Origin of the sequence: Denitromonas iodatirespirans (assembly GCF_018524365.1) — a bacterium.
GTDB lineage: Bacteria > Pseudomonadota > Gammaproteobacteria > Burkholderiales > Rhodocyclaceae > Nitrogeniibacter > Nitrogeniibacter iodatirespirans.
Map to the genome: position 1 here is coordinate 1 of NZ_JAEKFT010000054.1, position 15,873 is coordinate 15,873.

Genomic DNA, 15,873 nt, shown 5'->3' on the forward strand with positions numbered 1-15,873 from the left:
TCGGCGCCGCTGAGCACCGCGCACACCGCCACGGTAAGCAGTTCGTCCAGCCGGTGACGCGTCTGCTGCGCGTTGCGCCAGTCCTCGAGTCCTTCGAACACCTCGACCAGAGCCATCAATTTGTCCGTTTCCATTGCCCGTCCAAAAAGACAGGAAACTACACAAATCGGGGCGCCGTGAACAGGGGCGTGGTAAGCGCATGATCGTCAACGACATTCTTGGGGTGACAACGACATGTGGGTAGCTGCGGGAGCCCTGCCGCAAAGTGGTGGCTTTGAGGGTACCGGGACTGAAGCTGATTGATGATCTGAGAAGAGCGTCCACACCCGAAGATCTGATGACCCGCCTGAATGAACTCATCAACGAGCGCAAGCCCCAGCCCTTTGGTGACCCCGGTAATAACGATCCGTCGATTTTTCATACTCATTCCGTACAGTGATCCTGTAGCAACCAACGAGGCTGTAGGAAAATTCGGCGACATGCCGGAGTAACCGGTTTTCGAGGGTCACTTGACCCTTCGGAGGTCGCCGATCACGCCGTATGGACCGATCTGATAGGTCGAAGATTCGGGGCCATTGTCAAAAATTCCCGAAATTAGTTTTTCTACATCTTCAACGCAGAGCTAACCGGCGCTGCGCGGCTGTATCGCGCAGCATCCAGCGACTGAAAGGAGCGAGGTTGAGTGCCGGGTTGGGCGTCACTTGGATGGCAGCACCGCCATTGCGTTGATAGTGAGCCGGGCTCCGGGTTTTGGTAGCGCGGCAATTCCGATGACAGTTCGCGCCGGAAACGGCTCAGAGAAATACTCCGCGTAAGCCCGGTTCATTTCGGTGAAGTCACCCACATGAACCAAGTTCACCTGGACGGTGGTGATATCGGCTTCGGTGCCACCTGCAGCCGCAACGCAATCAATTACGTTTCGTATTGCCTGCGCTGCCTGTGCATACGCGGTGGCTCCAGCCAACTCTCCAGTCTTTGGATCAACTCCTGGTGTGCCCGAGACAAAGACAAGATTGCCAGACTTAATAGCATGACTGTATGGGCCGATTGGTTCAAATAAACTGCATTCTATGAATTCTCTTGGCAACTTTTATTCTCACTTTTTCCTGTGGATCTGGAGGAGGCTGAAATGTGACGCCCAACGCCGCTCAGCACGTGCGGTTGCGGAATGGAGGTGCAGCCGCAATGCAGGAACCGTCGCCGTGGCTGGCCTGGTTAAGTTTGATTTCCATAGGCTGATAAGCCAAACCAGCCGACTCACTTGCTTCGCCTTTGCACTCGAATCCGTACTTCTCATACGCGGGAACAGAAGACAGGGATGCCCTCACCGTGACAGTTTCAACCTTCGCATAATTCATGGCTGCTGAAAGCAGCTTCCTACCAATACCTTCCTTCTGGCGGCCAGGATTAATAAACAGCATTGCAACGTGACGACCTTCCTTGAATTCGATTATGCCTTCAATTTTCCCATTGTCTTCTGCAACCAGCATCAAGTTGTCGCCCTTCATTCTGTCAAGAAAGGCATTACTCGCAGCAATTTTCGAAAAGGTTGAAACCCCTTCGCACGACGATGTGTCTGCAACAGATCCCAAAAACGAAGACATGCAAATTGCGCTTACAGCTTCGAGATCATTCTCTGCCATTTTCCTGACAATCACCGAAATTTCCCAAAAACTTAACGAAAAGCGTTTATCCGCCGCCGAACCAAGCACGAATCCGTTCGCGGCGGCGTTGCGGCGGATAAACCTCGTTGAACTTAACCGCCTGCACGGCGGTGACTATGGGGATTGTATGCGGGCAGCGGCCACGTGCAAGCGTTTTGCATAGGCTGGCATGGCGCACGACATGAACGAATCCGACGAAGAGTCGTCCGGCATGGGCCTTTGTGGTGCCGGCGAGGGGTTCTGAGGTGCTTGCTCCCGGGCGCCAGAGGTGGTTCGCACAAAGACCCCGGCAGCGCATGGCATGGCCGCTGCGCCGATGGACAAGTGGTTGGGCGGGGGCCGCATGGATCACGGCGGCCCCTGGCCTGTTGTCCTGGCCTGACCGGTGCGAGCGTACCCGCCATCACCATGCGCCCACCACAGTGAGGACAGCGCATGGATTCGAGCCGGTCGATGCGTTTGAGGAAATCAGCCACCGTTTCGAGCACCCGCGGGTTCGGCTGTGGCGCACCGAGTGCCGCACGGGCTGCGGCCAGGCGAGGCCTCTTGTGGGCCGGGACGAGCAGGCCGTAGTGGCGGATGCGCTTGAAGCCGGGCGGCAGCACATGGGTGAGGAAGCGAGCGATGAACTCGGTGCCGCTCAGGTGCACGATCGGACACTTGTCCGTGCGTCTGTTGGCTCTGACACGCAAGCGCACCTCGTTGTCGGTGATCGCCAGGATGCGTTCATTCGAGATCGCCACCCGGTGGGTCTAGCGCGCCAGCTAGTCGAGCACCTGCTCGGGCCCGCCCAGGGGCTGCTTGGCATAGACCACCCAGTCATGGGCGTAGAGGCGCGCGCGCAATTGGCGCCAGGTGTGTTCGTCCAGGCCATGGGGCTGACCGGCAAGCCGTGCGACGAACTTGCCCCGAAACACGCGCGAGAGCGCCTTGACCGGAAAGAGGAAGCCGCGGCGCGGCGCCGCACTGCGATCCAAGCTTCCTTGGCGCGGCTTTGGCATTGGGGGCCATGGCGGTTCCGGCAGGAGTGATAGGCGTGACGCAGCGCGTGCATGCCGCCGGCCGGTGCGATGACAAGCGGTGCCATCTGCGCCCGACGTTGCCCCTGTAGATGCCCCGGAACCACCAATCATGACGCCCGTTCAAGCGTGCCCATCAGGCGATGCAATCGTGACGGCCGCCGAAGCGCCGTCGCGGGTGCCTCAGCGCAGCAGATGCAGGAAGTGCATGTGCTTGTGGTACTGGTCGATGATGTCGCTGATCACCGCTTCGGAGGACCAGCCCATGATGTCGTAGTCCTGCCCGCCTTCGCGCAGGTGGATTTCGGCGCGGTAGTACTTCTGCGCTTCGCCCAGTTCGCTTTCGGGCACATCGGGGCTGAGGAAGGCGGGTTTGACATGGGCGCGCGCCAGCACCTGGTAGACGAAGTCGATCTCGTCGCCATGCGACACGCTGAGGATGACCTGGTCGGCGCCGTCGCCGGTCACCTTGGCTTCGATGCCTTTGGTGTTGAGTTCGGCGGCCACTTCCTGGCAGGCGGGCCGCGCCACTTGGGCGATGAAGCGGTGCACCACCTCGCGTGTGGGGTAGTCGATGATGTTGTGCAAGCGGTTCTTCCATGAGCCGGTGACCGCCGGCGGCCCCATGGGCGCCACGTTCACCTGCAGGCTGGCGCGCTTGTAGAGGTCGATGCGCAGCGCCTTGATGAGGCCGTAGGTGGCGATCAGGAGCACCACGGCAAAGGGCAGGGCGCTGGCGATGGTCATGGTCTGCAGCGCGCCGAGGCCGCCGACCAGCAGCAGCACGATGGCCACCACGCCTTCGCCGCCGGCCCAGTAGATGCGCTGCCACAACTGGGTGTTGTCATGCCCGCGCGAGCACAGCATGTCGACCACCATCGAGCCGGAGTCGGAGGAGGTGACGAAGAACACTACCACCATCACCGTGGCCAGCAGCGACAGCACGCCGGAGAAGGGGAAGTTTTCGAGGAAGGCGAACAGCGCCAGCGCCACGTCGGCCTGCACCGCCTCGCCGAGCGCCGCCTGCCCCTGGTGGAGGATCAGCTCAATGGCCGAGTTGCCGAACACCGTCATCCACATCAGCGTGAAACCGGTGGGTACGAAGAGCACGCCCATGGCGAACTCGCGGATGGTGCGCCCGCGCGACACGCGGGCGATGAACAGGCCGACGAAGGGCGCCCAGGACATCCACCAACCCCAGTAGAGAATCGTCCAGCCGCCGATCCAGTCGGTTTTTTCGTAGGCGAAGAGGTTGAAGGTTTTGCTGACCAGGTCGGCCACGTAGGAGCCGGTGTTCTGCACGAAGGCCTGCAGCAGGAAGACCGTCGGCCCGAGGATCACCATCAGCACCAGCAGCAGCACCGCCATGCCCATGTTGAGCTCGGAGAGGATGCGGATGCCCTTGTCGAGGCCGGTGGCCACCGACAGCATGGCCAGACCGGTGACGGCAATGATCAGCACAATCTGCGTCGTGGTGCCCACCGGCAGGCCGAACAGATGGTTGAGCCCGGCGTTGACCTGCATCACGCCATAGCCGAGCGAGGTGGCCACGCCGAACACCGTGCCGATCACGGCAAACACATCCACCGCATGGCCGATAGGGCCGTAGATGCGCTCGCCGATCATCGGGTACAGCGCCGAGCGCAGCGTCAGCGGCAGGCCGTGGCGGTAGCTGAAGAAGGCGAGAATCAACGCCACGATGGCGTAGATCGCCCAGGCATGCAGGCCCCAGTGGAAAAAGGTGATCTTCATCGCCGCGCGGGCGGCTTCGACCGTGCCTGCCTCACCCACCGGCGGCGACAGGAAGTGCATCACCGGCTCGGCCACGCCGAAGAACATCAGGCCGATGCCCATGCCGGCGGAAAACAGCATGGCAAACCAAGTGAGGTTGCCGTAGTCGGGCTCGGAGTGGTCCGGCCCCAGCTTGATCTCGCCGTAGCGCGACAGGCCGAGAAAGATGACGGTGATGAGGATGATGGCCACCGTCAGCACGTAGAACCAACTGCCGTTGGTCACGATCACCGCCTGCAGCGCCTTGAAGAAGCGCTCGGCGGTATCGGGGGCTACCGCGGCAAAGCCCAACAGCGCGAGGATCAGGACGGAGGCCGGGTAGAACACCGGCGGATGAAAGCCGACCTTGGCCGGTGAGAGGCTTTGGGGTGGGTTCATGGTCTGTGCGTATTTCAGGAGGGCGGATCGGTTCCCGCGGCCGCAGGCCGGCGGGGGGCTCACTTGTGTTTTAGCATATGGCCCAGCCAGACCGCCGCCCCCAGGAGCCCCCGATGCGCGCCTTACCCTGCTTTCTCTACGACGCTTTTGCCGAGCACCGCTTCGGCGGCAATGTGGCCGGCGTGGTGCTGCTCGACGCCCCCGTGCCCGACGATGCCGAGCTGCAGGCACTGGCCGCCGAGCTGGCCGCGCCGACCACCGGTTTCGTCGAGATGCTCGACGCCGACCGCTACCGCGTGCGCTTCTTCAGCCCCAGCGCCGAGATGGCCATGTGCGGCCATGTAACGATCGGCGTGGCCTGCGCGCTGCTCGACGAAGGCCTGATCACCGGCGACCGCTTCACGCAGGAAACCGCCGCCGGCCCGGTGGCCCTCACCCTCACCGACCGCCACCCGCATCCGCGCGTCGACATGGCCCAGCGCCTGCCCATGTTCGACGAGCGCGCGCTGCCCACCGCCGAGCTGGCCGCGGCGCTGGGCGTGGACGAGACGGCCTTCGACCCGGCGCTGCGCCCCGGCCGGGCCAGCACCGGGCTGCGCCACGTGTTCATCGCGCTGCGGCACGACCACGATCTGGCCACCCTGCGGCGCGACGACGCCGCGCTGTTCGCCCTGAGCCGGGTGCACGGCATCGACACGCTCGGCGTGTTCGCCCTCATCGACAGCCGCCCCGGCCTGTGCCGCGTGCAGCTGCGCGACCTGTGCCACGGCGTGGGCAATCCGGAAGAATCGGCCTCGGGCACCACCAACGGCGCGTTGGCCAGTTTCCTGTTCCACCGCGGCGTGCTGACGGCGGCGGACGGCACGGCCACGCTGCAGGCCACGCAGGGGCGCGACATGGGACGCCCGGCGAACATCACCACACGGCTGGGCATTGTCAGCGGTGCGATATCGCACGTGGCAGTGGGCGGCTCGGCGGTGCGCACACTGGCCGGCACGCTGTACCTCTAGGGCGGGTTTCAACCCGCCGCCACGGCTGGCCGGATGAATCCGGCCCTACTGGATGGTCAGCGTGCCGAACCAGCGGGCCTCGGGCGCGATGTCGCTGCGCTCGGCCGGGCCGTAGGGCGGCGTGTCGGTATCGGCCGGCGGCGCGCCGATCTGGTTCAGATCCACCGCCTGCGGCCGCCCCACCAGGCCCGCCTCGGTCGGCGTCAGCCGGTAGTACACGCCGTTCCACAGCTTGGCGCCGAACTCGCTGGGCAGCTTGTAGAAGAACAGCAGCGCATGCTCCAGCCAGGCCAGATCGTCGCCCGTCACGCTGGCCGGGTTGGGGTAGGGATAGGGCACATGGCAGAACACCTCGTCCGGCGTCGGCAGGCATTTGAACTCCTTCATCGACAGGAAGAAGTCCTGGAACTTGTCGGTGTCGAGCTTGACGGCCACACCGGTGCGCGCGCCCTGCGGGGTGAAGGTGACGGTGCCGATGCGCACCTGGCTGCCGTCGCGGCCATGCAGCACGATCGCCTGCGTGCCGCGCATCTCCCAGGCCGCGGCCGGGCCGGCAATGCCGAGGCTGGCGGCCAGCAGCAGGGCGGTCAATGGCTTGGGCAAACGCATGGCGACTCCTTGGGGCACGCCCCGGGGTAGATCGGCGGCCCGGGCAATCCAAGCCGCCGCTTACACCATGGCCAGCTACGCCACCGCGGTCAATCGAGATTTTCTGGATTTGTGGATGGGCGTCGCGGCGCCCTCAGTGTTCGTTACCGGCGTAGATCCACATCGGCTCGGTCTGGCCGGCGCGTGCAAAGCCCAGCGCCCGGTAGAAGTCCACCGCCGCGCCGTCGGCGGTGAGCATCTGCTGGTGGAAGCCCGCGTAGCGCTGCATCAGCGCGGCCATCATCTGCCTACCGATGCCCTGGCGCTGCGCCTCGGGATGCACCAGCAAGTGCGGGTAATAGACCACCAGATGACCGTCCGAGATGGCATTGCCCACGCCCACCAGCCGGCCGTCTCGGCGCGCGGTGACGAGGCTGTGCGAGCCGCGCAGCGCGGCCATCAGCGCGACCGGCTTGTCGGCGGCGGACCAGCCGTTGGCGCGGTAGAGGGCGATCACTTCATCGGTCTGGATCGGGCCGTCGAGGGCGATGGCGAGGGGCATGGGCGTTTTCTCGGTCAGGGACTCATTTTGGGGCGCGGCCTCGCCCCGGTGCAGCCCGGGCCGTCCGCCGGCCCTCAGCGATAGGCGGCCAGCACATCGCAGCGCGCATGCGCCAGCACATGCTTGGTGACGCTGCCCAGCAGCAGCTCTTCGGTCATGTCGGCACCGTGCTTGCCGAGCACGATCAAGTCGGCACCGAGCTCTTCTTCCTGCTCCAGCACCCGCAGCGCGGTGGCACCGTGGATGACCGAGGTCCGCCAGGCGCTGCCCGACAGTCCGGCATCGGCCGCGAACTGCTGCAACCGGGCGACCGCGTCGTGGCGCGCCTTGATGCGCTGGCCGAGGATCACGTCTTCTTCGACGAAGGCGAGGCGCAGCTTGCCTTCGTAAGGGAGCTCGAAGGCATGCATCAGGGTCAGCTCAGCCTTGGGCGCGACGGCGCGGGCCAGGCGCACGGCGCCGGCGGACCAGGGCGAGAAGTCGACCGGTACGAGCACTTTCCGGTAGTGCTCGTGCGGCGGCTGCTTGACCGCCAGGATCGGCCGGCGCACCTTGCGCAGCAGGCGCTCGGCCGTGGCGCCGAGCAGCCACTGCCGCATGAAGTCGGTGCCGCGCGCCCCCAGTACCAGCAGGCTGGCATCGAGTCGGTCGGCCTCGGCGGCGATGGTCTCGAGCACCGCCCCTTCTTCCAGATGCAGCCCGGCGGTGACGCCGAGCGGCTCGCCGATGTCGGTGGCCAGCTGGCTGAGCGCATCGCGGGCCAGTTCGCGAATGCGCTGCAACACCGCGGCGTCCTGGTCGACAAAAACCGCCTGCAGCTCATCGAGGGTCGTCTTCTCCAGCACATGCAGCAGTTCGAGGCGGGCACCGGTTTCGCTGGCCAGCAGCGCCGCCCGCTGCGCGGCATGGCGGGCGGGAGCCGACAAGTCGGTGGCGGCAAGCACGGCATGCAGACGGGTCATGGCGAGTCCTCCGAAGGGTTGAGCGCATCGACCATGAGTTGCGCGGTGTGATCGGCCGAGTCGAGGAACGGGTTGATGATCCGGCTTGCGCCGGCCTCGTGCAATGCCCGGCGATGCACTTCGTCGCCCACCACGCCGGTAATGGTGCCCGGCACCGCCATGGCCCGCAGCGCATGAAGCAGACCGCGGTTCGATTCCCAGGTCGGCAGCGTGGTGACGATCCACTGCGCCGTGCTCACCGGCAGGGTGTCGAGAAACGCCGGATCTTCGCCATCGCCAAAGCGCACGGCGAAGCCGCGGTGGCGCAGGTGGCGCACGGTTTCGGGATCGAAGTCGACCCCCATCGCGGCCACCCCCTGTTGATGCAAGCGGGCCAGCAGATGCGCACCGTAGCGCCCCAACCCGAAGATGATGACCTGCGGCGGCGCGTCTGGCCGGCGCTGGCGCTCGACCGCCAGCTCGCGGTGCGGGCGATGGCGCTCGAACATGCCCAGCCACGGCCCGAGCCATTCGAACAGCGGCTGCGAGTACAGGATCATGTAGGTCGACAAGGCGATGGTGATGATGCCCACCAGTGTGGTCAGCCCGAGCGCGTCGGCGCCCACATGGCCGAGGGTGATGCCCATGGCGACAAAGATGATCGAGAACTCGCTGATCTGCGCCACCGTCAGCCCGGCCATGAAGCCGGTGCGTTTGCGATAGCCCATGAAGCCCATGATCGCCATGACGATCAGCGGGTTGCCGATGAGCACGAACAGCGACAACCCGAGAGACGGCCACACCTCGCTGCCGAGGGCCGAGAAATCCAGCTTGGCGCCGAGGTCGATGAAGAAGAACAGCAGCAGAAAGTCGCGGATACCGGTCAGGCGCGCGCCGATGGCGTCGCGAAAATGGGTAGAGGCCAGCGAGAAGCCGGCCAGAAAGGCCCCGGCCTCTTTCGAGAAACCGGCCCACTCGCCGAAGGCCGCCAGCGCCGTCCCCCAGGCGATGGCGAAGATCAGCAGCAACTCCTGGGATTTGGCCATGGTGCGCATCAGCGGCGGCAGCACATAGCGCATCAACACATACAGCAGGGCGGCGGCCACCAGCACGCGGCCGAGGATGGAGCCGGCCACCATCCACCACACCGCCTCGCCCTCGCCGGTGGCGCGCAGCGCGCTCATGGCCATCATGGCCAGCACCACGGCGATGTCCTGCACGATCAGGAAACCCACGGCGATGCGCCCGTGCAGCGATTCGAGCTCGCGCTTGTCCGACAGCAGCTTGATGATGATGATGGTGCTGGAGAAGGTCAGCGCCACCGCCACATACAGGGCGGTGAGCCAGTCGCGCCCCATGGCCAGGATCAGCACGAAACCGATGGCGATGGTGAAGGCCAGCTGCCCCAGCCCGGTGGCCAGCGCCACCGGACCGATGTGCCTCACATGCTGCAGATCGAGCTTGAGGCCGACCAGGAACAGCAGCACCGCCACGCCGATCTGGGCGAGCAGGTCGATCTGGTCATGCGAGGTGACCAGCTCCAGCCCGGCCGGGCCCACCGCAATGCCGACCACGATGTAGGCGATCAGCACCGGCTGGCGCAGGCGCACCGCCACGGCCCCCACGCCCGCGGCGATCAACAGCAACAAGGCCAGTTCGGCAAAGGGTTCATGCATGGCTAGTCGCTCCGACGGGTTTTGTTTCGCCAGCGGTGGCGCGCCTCGATGCGGCGGCGCGCCAGGGTGCGCCAGCGCCACACCAGGGTAATGACGAGATAGGTCGTCAGCCCGATCAGCGAGGCGAGGATGGCCAGGCCGATCATCAGCGGCTTGCCCATGGCCTGCAGGCGCTGCCAGATGCCGGCGTCGGCATGGATGTCCTGCGCCGTGGACGGGTCGGCGGCATGGGCCGGCAGGCGGTCGCCGGTCACCCAGGTGCCGAGCCGGTAGGCGGCGAAATACACCGGGCCGAAGGTGATCGGGTTGGTCACCAGCGTGCTCGCCGCCGCCGCCGGCACGTTGGCACGCAGCACCACCGCGGCGCCCACCGACAGCGGGATCTGCGCCACCGGAATGAGCAGACCGAAAAACACCCCCAGCGCGACGCCCATCGCCACCCCGCGGCGCGACCAGTGCCACAGGCGCGGATGGCCGAGCCACGGCGCCAGCCAGCTCAGCCAGCGGTTGCCGTGGATCTGCTCGCGCGTGGGGATCTTGTGGCGCAAGCGCCGGAAAAACTCCATTCACATGCTCCGGATGTTGAAGCGCCGCAACACGGCCTTTTCGGCTTCGACGGCGAGAAACTTGGCCGCACCCAGGGCCAGGATCACCCCCCAGGTGGCGGCATCGAGCGCCGTCGTCTGGAACACCTGCTGCAGCGGCGGCGCATAGGTAAACACCAGCTGGAAGCCGATCAGCAGCGCGCTCATCCACACGGCCACCGGGTTGCCGGTGAGGATGTCGCGGCTGAAGGCCGACGCGGTGAAGTGCCGCACATTGAAAAGGTACACCAGCTCGCCGATCACCAGCATGTTGACCGCTGCCGTGCGCGCAGTTTCCAGGCTGCCACCGCGCATCAGCACCCATTCGAACACGCCGAAAGTCACCAGCACCATCAGCAGGCTCACATAGGCGATGCGCCCGGCCAGCACACGGGTGATCAGCGGCTCCGACGGCTGCCGCGGCGGATGACGCATGACGCCCGCCTCGCCCGGCTCGAAGGCCAGCGCCAGCGCCAGGGTGACGGCGGTGATCATGTTCACCCACAGGATCTGCCCGGCCGTCACCGGCAGCGCCAGGCCGGCGAACACCGCCAGCAGGATCACCCCCGCCTCGCCGCCGTTGGTGGGCAGGATGAAGAGCAGCGACTTCTTGATGTTGTCGAACACCACCCGCCCCTCGCGCACGGCCCGGGCGATAGTGGCGAAGTTGTCGTCGGTGAGCACCAGGTCGGCCGCCTCGCGCGCGGCGTCGGTGCCCTTGTTGCCCATGGCCACGCCGATGTCGGCGGCCTTGAGCGCGGGGGCGTCGTTCACCCCGTCGCCGGTCATGGCCACCAGCTCGCCCTCGGCCTGCAGGGCGGCCACCAGGCGCAGCTTGTGCTCGGGGCTGGCACGGGCGAACACGTCGGTGTGCTGCACCGCCGTGCGCAGGGCGGCGGCATCGAGTGCCTCGATGGCCTCGCCGGTGAGCGGCGCGTCGGCCGTCAGGCCCAGTTGCCGACCGATGGCGGCGGCGGTCACGGCATGGTCGCCGGTGATCATCTTCACCCGCAGGCCGGCGCGCTGGCACTGGGCCACGGCATCGACAGCGGCCTCGCGCGGCGGGTCGATCAGGCCGACCAGGCCGAGCAGGGTGAAGCGCGGGGTGATGTCGCTCATCGACAAGGCCGTGGTGCCGGGCGGCAGCGCGCAACGCGCCAGGGCGAGCACGCGCTGGCCGGCGCCGGCGGCGTCTTCCATGCGCGCCAGCCAGGCCGGCGCGTCGAAGGGCTGGCCGTCGCCCGCGGCCACGCACAGCCCGAGCACCCGCTCGGGGGCGCCCTTGAGCAGCACGAAGGCATGGCCAGCGTGGTCATGGTGCAAGGTGGCCATGAAGCGGTGTTCGGACTCGAAGGGGATCTCGTCCACCCGCGGCATGGCGGCGCTCTGCTCGGCCGGATCGAGCCCGGCCTTGAGCGCCAGGGTGAGCAGCGCGCCTTCGGTCGGGTCGCCGACCAGCTGCCAGCCGCCCGCCGCATCGTGCTTGAGCCGCGCGTCGTTGCACAGCAGCGCGGCCTGGGCCAGCGCCTGCAAGGCGGCATCCCGCCCGCCCTCGACGGCCGCCCCTTCGCACTGGAAGCCGCCCTCGGGCACATAGCCGGCACCGCTCACCGCCAGCGTGCAGGCCGGCAGCATGATGCGCACCGCGGTCATCTCGTTCTTGGTCAGCGTGCCCGTCTTGTCGGAGCAGATGACGGTGACCGAGCCCAGGGTTTCGACCGCCGGTAGACGGCGGATGATCGCCCGGTTCTGCGCCATCACTCGCGTGCCGATGGCCAGCACGATGGTGACGATGGCCGGCAGCCCCTCGGGGATGGCCGCCACCGCCAGGCCGACCACGGCGAGGAAGATCTCCAGCAGCGGCATGTCGCGCACCAGGTGGCCGTAGGCAAAGGTGAGCGCGCCCACCGCGAGGATGAAACCGGTGATCTGCCGCGCAAACTGGTCGAGCCGACGGGTGAGCGGCGTGGCCAGGGTCTGCACCTCGCCCACCAGGGTGCCGATGCGGCCGATCTCGGTGCGCTGCCCGGTGGCCACCACCACGCCGCGCGCCTGGCCGAAGCCCACCACCGTGCCCGAGTAGGCCATGCAGCGGCGGTCGCCGATGGCGGCGGTGTCGGCCACCGGGTCGGTGTGCTTGTCCACCGGCAGCGACTCGCCGGTCAGCGCCGCCTCGCTCACCCGCAGGTTCTTCACCCGGATCAGGCGCAGGTCGGCCGGCACCTTGGCGCCGGATTCGAGCAGCACCACATCGCCCGGCACCAGCTCGGTGGCGTCGATCTCGTGCCGCTCGCCGCCCCGCACCACCGTGGCATGGCTGGCCAGCATGGCCCGCACCGCCTCCAGTGCCTTCTCGGCCTTGCCCTCCTGCACAAAGCCGATGGCCGCGTTGATCAGCACCACGGCCACGATCACCCCCGCGTCTACATAGTCTTCCAGCGCAAAGGTGACCGCCCCGGCAGCCAGCAACACGTAGATCAACGGGTTATGAAACTGCAGCGCCAGCCGCAGCCACGGCCCGCGCCGACGCGGCGGCGCCAACGTGTTGGCACCGTACTGCGCCAAACGCGCGCGCGCCTGCGCATCGCCCAGACCGCAGGCGGCGTCCACCTCGAGCAACTGCTGCGCCTTGTCGGCCGGCACGGCATGCCAGTGCGGCGCAGGGCTGGGGACAAAAGGGGCTTCGGGTTTCATAAACGCTCCATGTGGCAGAACGGCACCGGGGCCGCATCCCATCAATTAACGCTAACGCAAGCCGGCAACACGGATCTTGTTCCACATCAGGATCGCCGCCCTCAGCGCGCGCCCGTCACGCGTCGTCGGCCGCGGCCGCACGCGCGCCGCAGCGGCATCGTGTCACGCGACCGCCCAACGCCCGACCCCTGGACTAGCGCCCAATTTTGTAACACGTCTTTTCAGGAGAGCGGCATGAGCTTCAAGCGCACAGCCCTGGCTTCGGCCATTGCAGCCTTACCCATGATGACCCACGCGGGCGAGGCACAGCTGCCCACCGTGGTGGTCTCCGACAGCCGCGAGGGCGTGGGCGCCAGACCGCCGTGTCGCCAGACGCGCTCAAGCGCCAGTCGGCCGCCACCAGCGACACCGCCAGCCTGCTGCGCGCCGTGCCCGGGCTACCGGCCATCCGCGGCCTGGCCGACGACCGCCTGCGCATCAAGGTCGACGGCATGGACCTGATCGCCTCCTGCCCCAACCACATGAACCCCGCGCTGTCCTACATCGACCCGACCGCGCTGGGCAGCCTGCGCGTGTATGCCGGCATCTCGCCGGTGAGCGTGGGCGGCGACAGCATCGTGGCCGACTCGGCCGCGCCGGTGTTTGCCGAGGCCGGGCAGGGCACGCTGGTGCAAGGCGAGATCGGCGCCGCGTATCGCAACAACGGCGACGCCTTCAGCGCCAACCTGGCCGCCACCGCCGCCCTCACCCACACCCTCGGGGGCTGGGACAACCGGGTCGAACTGGTCATGGTCAGCAAAAAAGACCACCTCTCCGACGCCCGCAACGAAATCGCCACCGCCGGCTACACCCTGATCAACCTGCGCGGCAGCTACGCCTGGCAACAAGTGCGCCTCGACTTCGGCGTCGAAAACCTGTTCGACAAAGCCTACGACCAACCCACCGGCGGCACCTACACCGGCCAGGGCACCACCATGGGCATCAACAGCATCCCCTGGGGCATTGCCGTGCCGGGCGCCGGGCGTTCGCTGTATGCGGGCGTGAATGTGAAGTTCTAAGCCGTATGAGCCCGGCGCCGGAAGGCGTCGGGCTGTGCCGAGGGCGATGCATCGCTTTCGGGAGTCACAACATTGGCGCCGCCGTCCCAAGCGGCTGATCAGCCGCGCTGAAACAGCCTCACGCCGTCAGTCTGCGGTGGCTGCGATCAGCGAAGCGTCATCCGCCGGATACCTCCGCTCCAATCCCCTCACGCAACGAAAGGCTCTTCGCTTTTCCGCGCCGCGCGAGCTGGACAACCGCCAGGCAACATCGCGACGCAGTCAGATACGCCCAAAGAAAAAGCACATAGTTTTCGTAATTTTCTAAGCACGTCGTGTGACACACACATAGAAACGGGCTATCTTCTATACACGTTCCACGTACATAGATAGAAAAGTGCGACTTCGCACCCTGATCGAGGAGGCGCCGATGTCCCTGGCTTCGCTGACCGTGCTGACGACAGACACCTTCGAGACGGTGCCCGTCTTCAAGCATCTGACATCAGCCAGCCGGGCCTTGGCCGAACTCAAGGGACTGGCTGCATCCATGCCCAACGAGGCGATCCTCATCACCACGCTGGCGATGCAGGAAGCCAAGGACAGTTCCGCCATCGAGAACATCGTCACCACTCACGACGATCTGTTCAAGGACGATGCCTTTCCGGACATCGGCAACCCGGCCGCCAAGGAAGTGCGGCACTACCTCCGCGCCCTGGACGTCGGTGCGGCCCGGCTGCGCAAGACAGGGTTGATCACGACCAACGACATCATCGAGATACAAACCGAACTGGAAAGAAACCGGGCCGGGCTTCGAAAACTGCCGGGCACGTCGCTCAAGGACGGCTTTGGTGAAACGGTCTACACCCCGCCGCAGGATCCGGACGAAGTCCTTGCCCTCATGCGCGATCTGGAAGCCTTCATCAACGACAGCGGCCACTTCGATGCCGATCCGTTGGTGAAGATGGCCATCATCCACCACCAGTTCGAGAGCATTCACCCCTTCTACGACGGCAACGGTCGCACCGGCCGTATCGTCAACGTGCTCTACCTGATGCAGCAAGGGCTGCTGGATGTCCCGGTGCTCTATCTTTCACGCCATATCGTGCGCAACAAGGCCGAGTACTATCGCCTGCTGCAAGCGGTGCGCGACACGGGGGAATGGGAAGCCTGGGTGTGCTTCATGCTTCGCGCGGTGGAACACACCGCGCGGCACACCATGGAGACGGTCACGCTTATCCGCAACGCGGTCACGGACGCCAAGCACCGCATCCGCACCGGCTACAAGTTCTACAGCCAGGATTTGATCAACAGCCTGTTCAGGCACCCTTACACGAAGATCGAATTCATCGAGAACGACCTCAAGGTCTCGCGCCTGACGGCCACCAAGTATCTCGACGCCCTCTGCGCCGGCGGCTTTCTGGAAAAACACAAGCTCGGCCGGTCGAATTACTACGTCAATCTGGACTTGAACCGTATCCTGACGCGCGACGAAGGCTGATTGCGCCGGAAAAAACCGTGGTCTGTCCCCTATTCAATTTTTCGCCGACCTCGCCCGCCTCGGCATCCCGATGAATCTCATCACCTGGCTCGCCGCCAGCGTGTTGATCCCGCTGTTCTGGCCGTTGTAGAGCGGAACGGCGGATGCGCCTTCAGCCTGCCCGGCAGTCGGCGCCAACGCATGCCGCATGATCACGCCGCCTCGCCTCGGCATTTCGCAGCACCTGGTGTTCAGGCGGAGGACGCGATTGTCTAACGACATTGGCGGTCGGGTGCACGGCTTTGTCGTATTTCAAGACCCGACCCAATACTGTTCGCTTAGCCATTTGGCGCTATAGTAACGCCATCTCAATAGGGGTGGTCACATGGCGCGAACGAAGGCATTGCTTGGGGCGGGCGCTCGGCTCAGCGACTACCTGAGCGCCAGTCTGC

Annotated in this window: 14 protein-coding genes and 1 pseudogene; 3 read left to right on the forward strand and 12 right to left on the reverse strand. The window is 65.8% G+C overall.

The features are described from left to right. The 5 genes and pseudogenes from I8J34_RS23300 to I8J34_RS23325 form a co-directional block, all read right to left on the reverse strand. A partial coding sequence (locus tag I8J34_RS23300; RefSeq protein WP_214364049.1) for a transposase family protein occupies positions 1–134 on the reverse strand: 134 nt, incomplete at its 3' end. A gap of 563 nt (positions 135–697) precedes the next feature. Then, positions 698–1,087: a RidA family protein gene (locus tag I8J34_RS23305; protein WP_214364035.1), complete on the reverse strand. Its 390-nt coding sequence runs from the start codon at positions 1,085–1,087 to the stop codon at positions 698–700. Positions 1,088–1,148: 61 nt separating this feature from the next. Beyond that, on the reverse strand, positions 1,149–1,712 hold the full coding sequence (locus tag I8J34_RS23310) for a GNAT family N-acetyltransferase (protein WP_214364036.1): 564 nt from the start codon (positions 1,710–1,712) through the stop codon (positions 1,149–1,151). A 314-nt stretch (positions 1,713–2,026) separates the two neighbouring features. Next, a pseudogene (locus I8J34_RS25225) lies at positions 2,027–2,712 on the reverse strand (IS91 family transposase); the annotation flags it as partial. Between the two features lie 154 nt (positions 2,713–2,866). After that, positions 2,867–4,852: a BCCT family transporter gene (locus tag I8J34_RS23325; RefSeq protein ID WP_214364039.1), complete on the reverse strand. Its 1,986-nt coding sequence runs from the start codon at positions 4,850–4,852 to the stop codon at positions 2,867–2,869. A 113-nt stretch (positions 4,853–4,965) separates the two neighbouring features. Between I8J34_RS23325 and I8J34_RS23330 the strand changes: the two genes are divergently transcribed. Further along, a complete protein-coding gene (locus I8J34_RS23330) occupies positions 4,966–5,862 on the forward strand; it encodes a PhzF family phenazine biosynthesis protein (RefSeq protein ID WP_214364040.1) in 897 nt (298 codons plus the stop codon). 45 nt (positions 5,863–5,907) lie between these two features. Here the strand turns inward: I8J34_RS23330 and I8J34_RS23335 are convergent, their stop codons facing one another. The 6 genes from I8J34_RS23335 to I8J34_RS23360 form a co-directional block, all read right to left on the reverse strand. Next, positions 5,908–6,471, reverse strand: coding sequence for a hypothetical protein (locus I8J34_RS23335; protein ID WP_214364041.1), 564 nt, complete (start codon positions 6,469–6,471; stop codon positions 5,908–5,910). Between the two features lie 133 nt (positions 6,472–6,604). After that, on the reverse strand, positions 6,605–7,012 hold the full coding sequence (locus tag I8J34_RS23340; RefSeq protein WP_214364042.1) for a GNAT family N-acetyltransferase: 408 nt from the start codon (positions 7,010–7,012) through the stop codon (positions 6,605–6,607). Positions 7,013–7,086: 74 nt separating this feature from the next. Beyond that, on the reverse strand, positions 7,087–7,974 hold the full coding sequence (locus I8J34_RS23345; RefSeq protein WP_214364043.1) for a universal stress protein: 888 nt from the start codon (positions 7,972–7,974) through the stop codon (positions 7,087–7,089). Then, positions 7,971–9,629 (reverse strand): cation:proton antiporter, encoded by a 1,659-nt coding sequence (locus tag I8J34_RS23350; RefSeq protein ID WP_214364044.1) that lies wholly within the window; start codon positions 9,627–9,629, stop codon positions 7,971–7,973. The genes I8J34_RS23345 and I8J34_RS23350 overlap by 4 nt, the downstream gene beginning before the upstream one ends. A 2-nt stretch (positions 9,630–9,631) precedes the next feature. After that, positions 9,632–10,195, reverse strand: coding sequence for a DUF2062 domain-containing protein (locus tag I8J34_RS23355; protein WP_214364045.1), 564 nt, complete (start codon positions 10,193–10,195; stop codon positions 9,632–9,634). Continuing rightward, on the reverse strand, positions 10,196–12,907 hold the full coding sequence (locus I8J34_RS23360; protein WP_214364046.1) for a cation-translocating P-type ATPase: 2,712 nt from the start codon (positions 12,905–12,907) through the stop codon (positions 10,196–10,198). It abuts the gene before it with no gap. Between the two features lie 362 nt (positions 12,908–13,269). Here I8J34_RS23360 and I8J34_RS23365 point away from each other — a divergent pair, with 362 nt between their 5' ends. Continuing rightward, the gene (locus tag I8J34_RS23365; RefSeq protein ID WP_214364047.1) at positions 13,270–13,965 is read left to right on the forward strand and encodes a TonB-dependent receptor plug domain-containing protein; all 696 of its coding nucleotides are present in this window, start codon (positions 13,270–13,272) and stop codon (positions 13,963–13,965) included. 376 nt (positions 13,966–14,341) lie between these two features. Continuing rightward, a complete protein-coding gene (locus I8J34_RS23370; RefSeq protein WP_230411975.1) occupies positions 14,342–15,442 on the forward strand; it encodes a Fic family protein in 1,101 nt (366 codons plus the stop codon). A 33-nt stretch (positions 15,443–15,475) separates the two neighbouring features. Here I8J34_RS23370 and I8J34_RS23375 read toward each other — a convergent pair whose 3' ends face one another. After that, positions 15,476–15,637 (reverse strand): hypothetical protein, encoded by a 162-nt coding sequence (locus I8J34_RS23375; RefSeq protein WP_214364048.1) that lies wholly within the window; start codon positions 15,635–15,637, stop codon positions 15,476–15,478. Positions 15,638–15,873 lie beyond the last annotated feature (236 nt).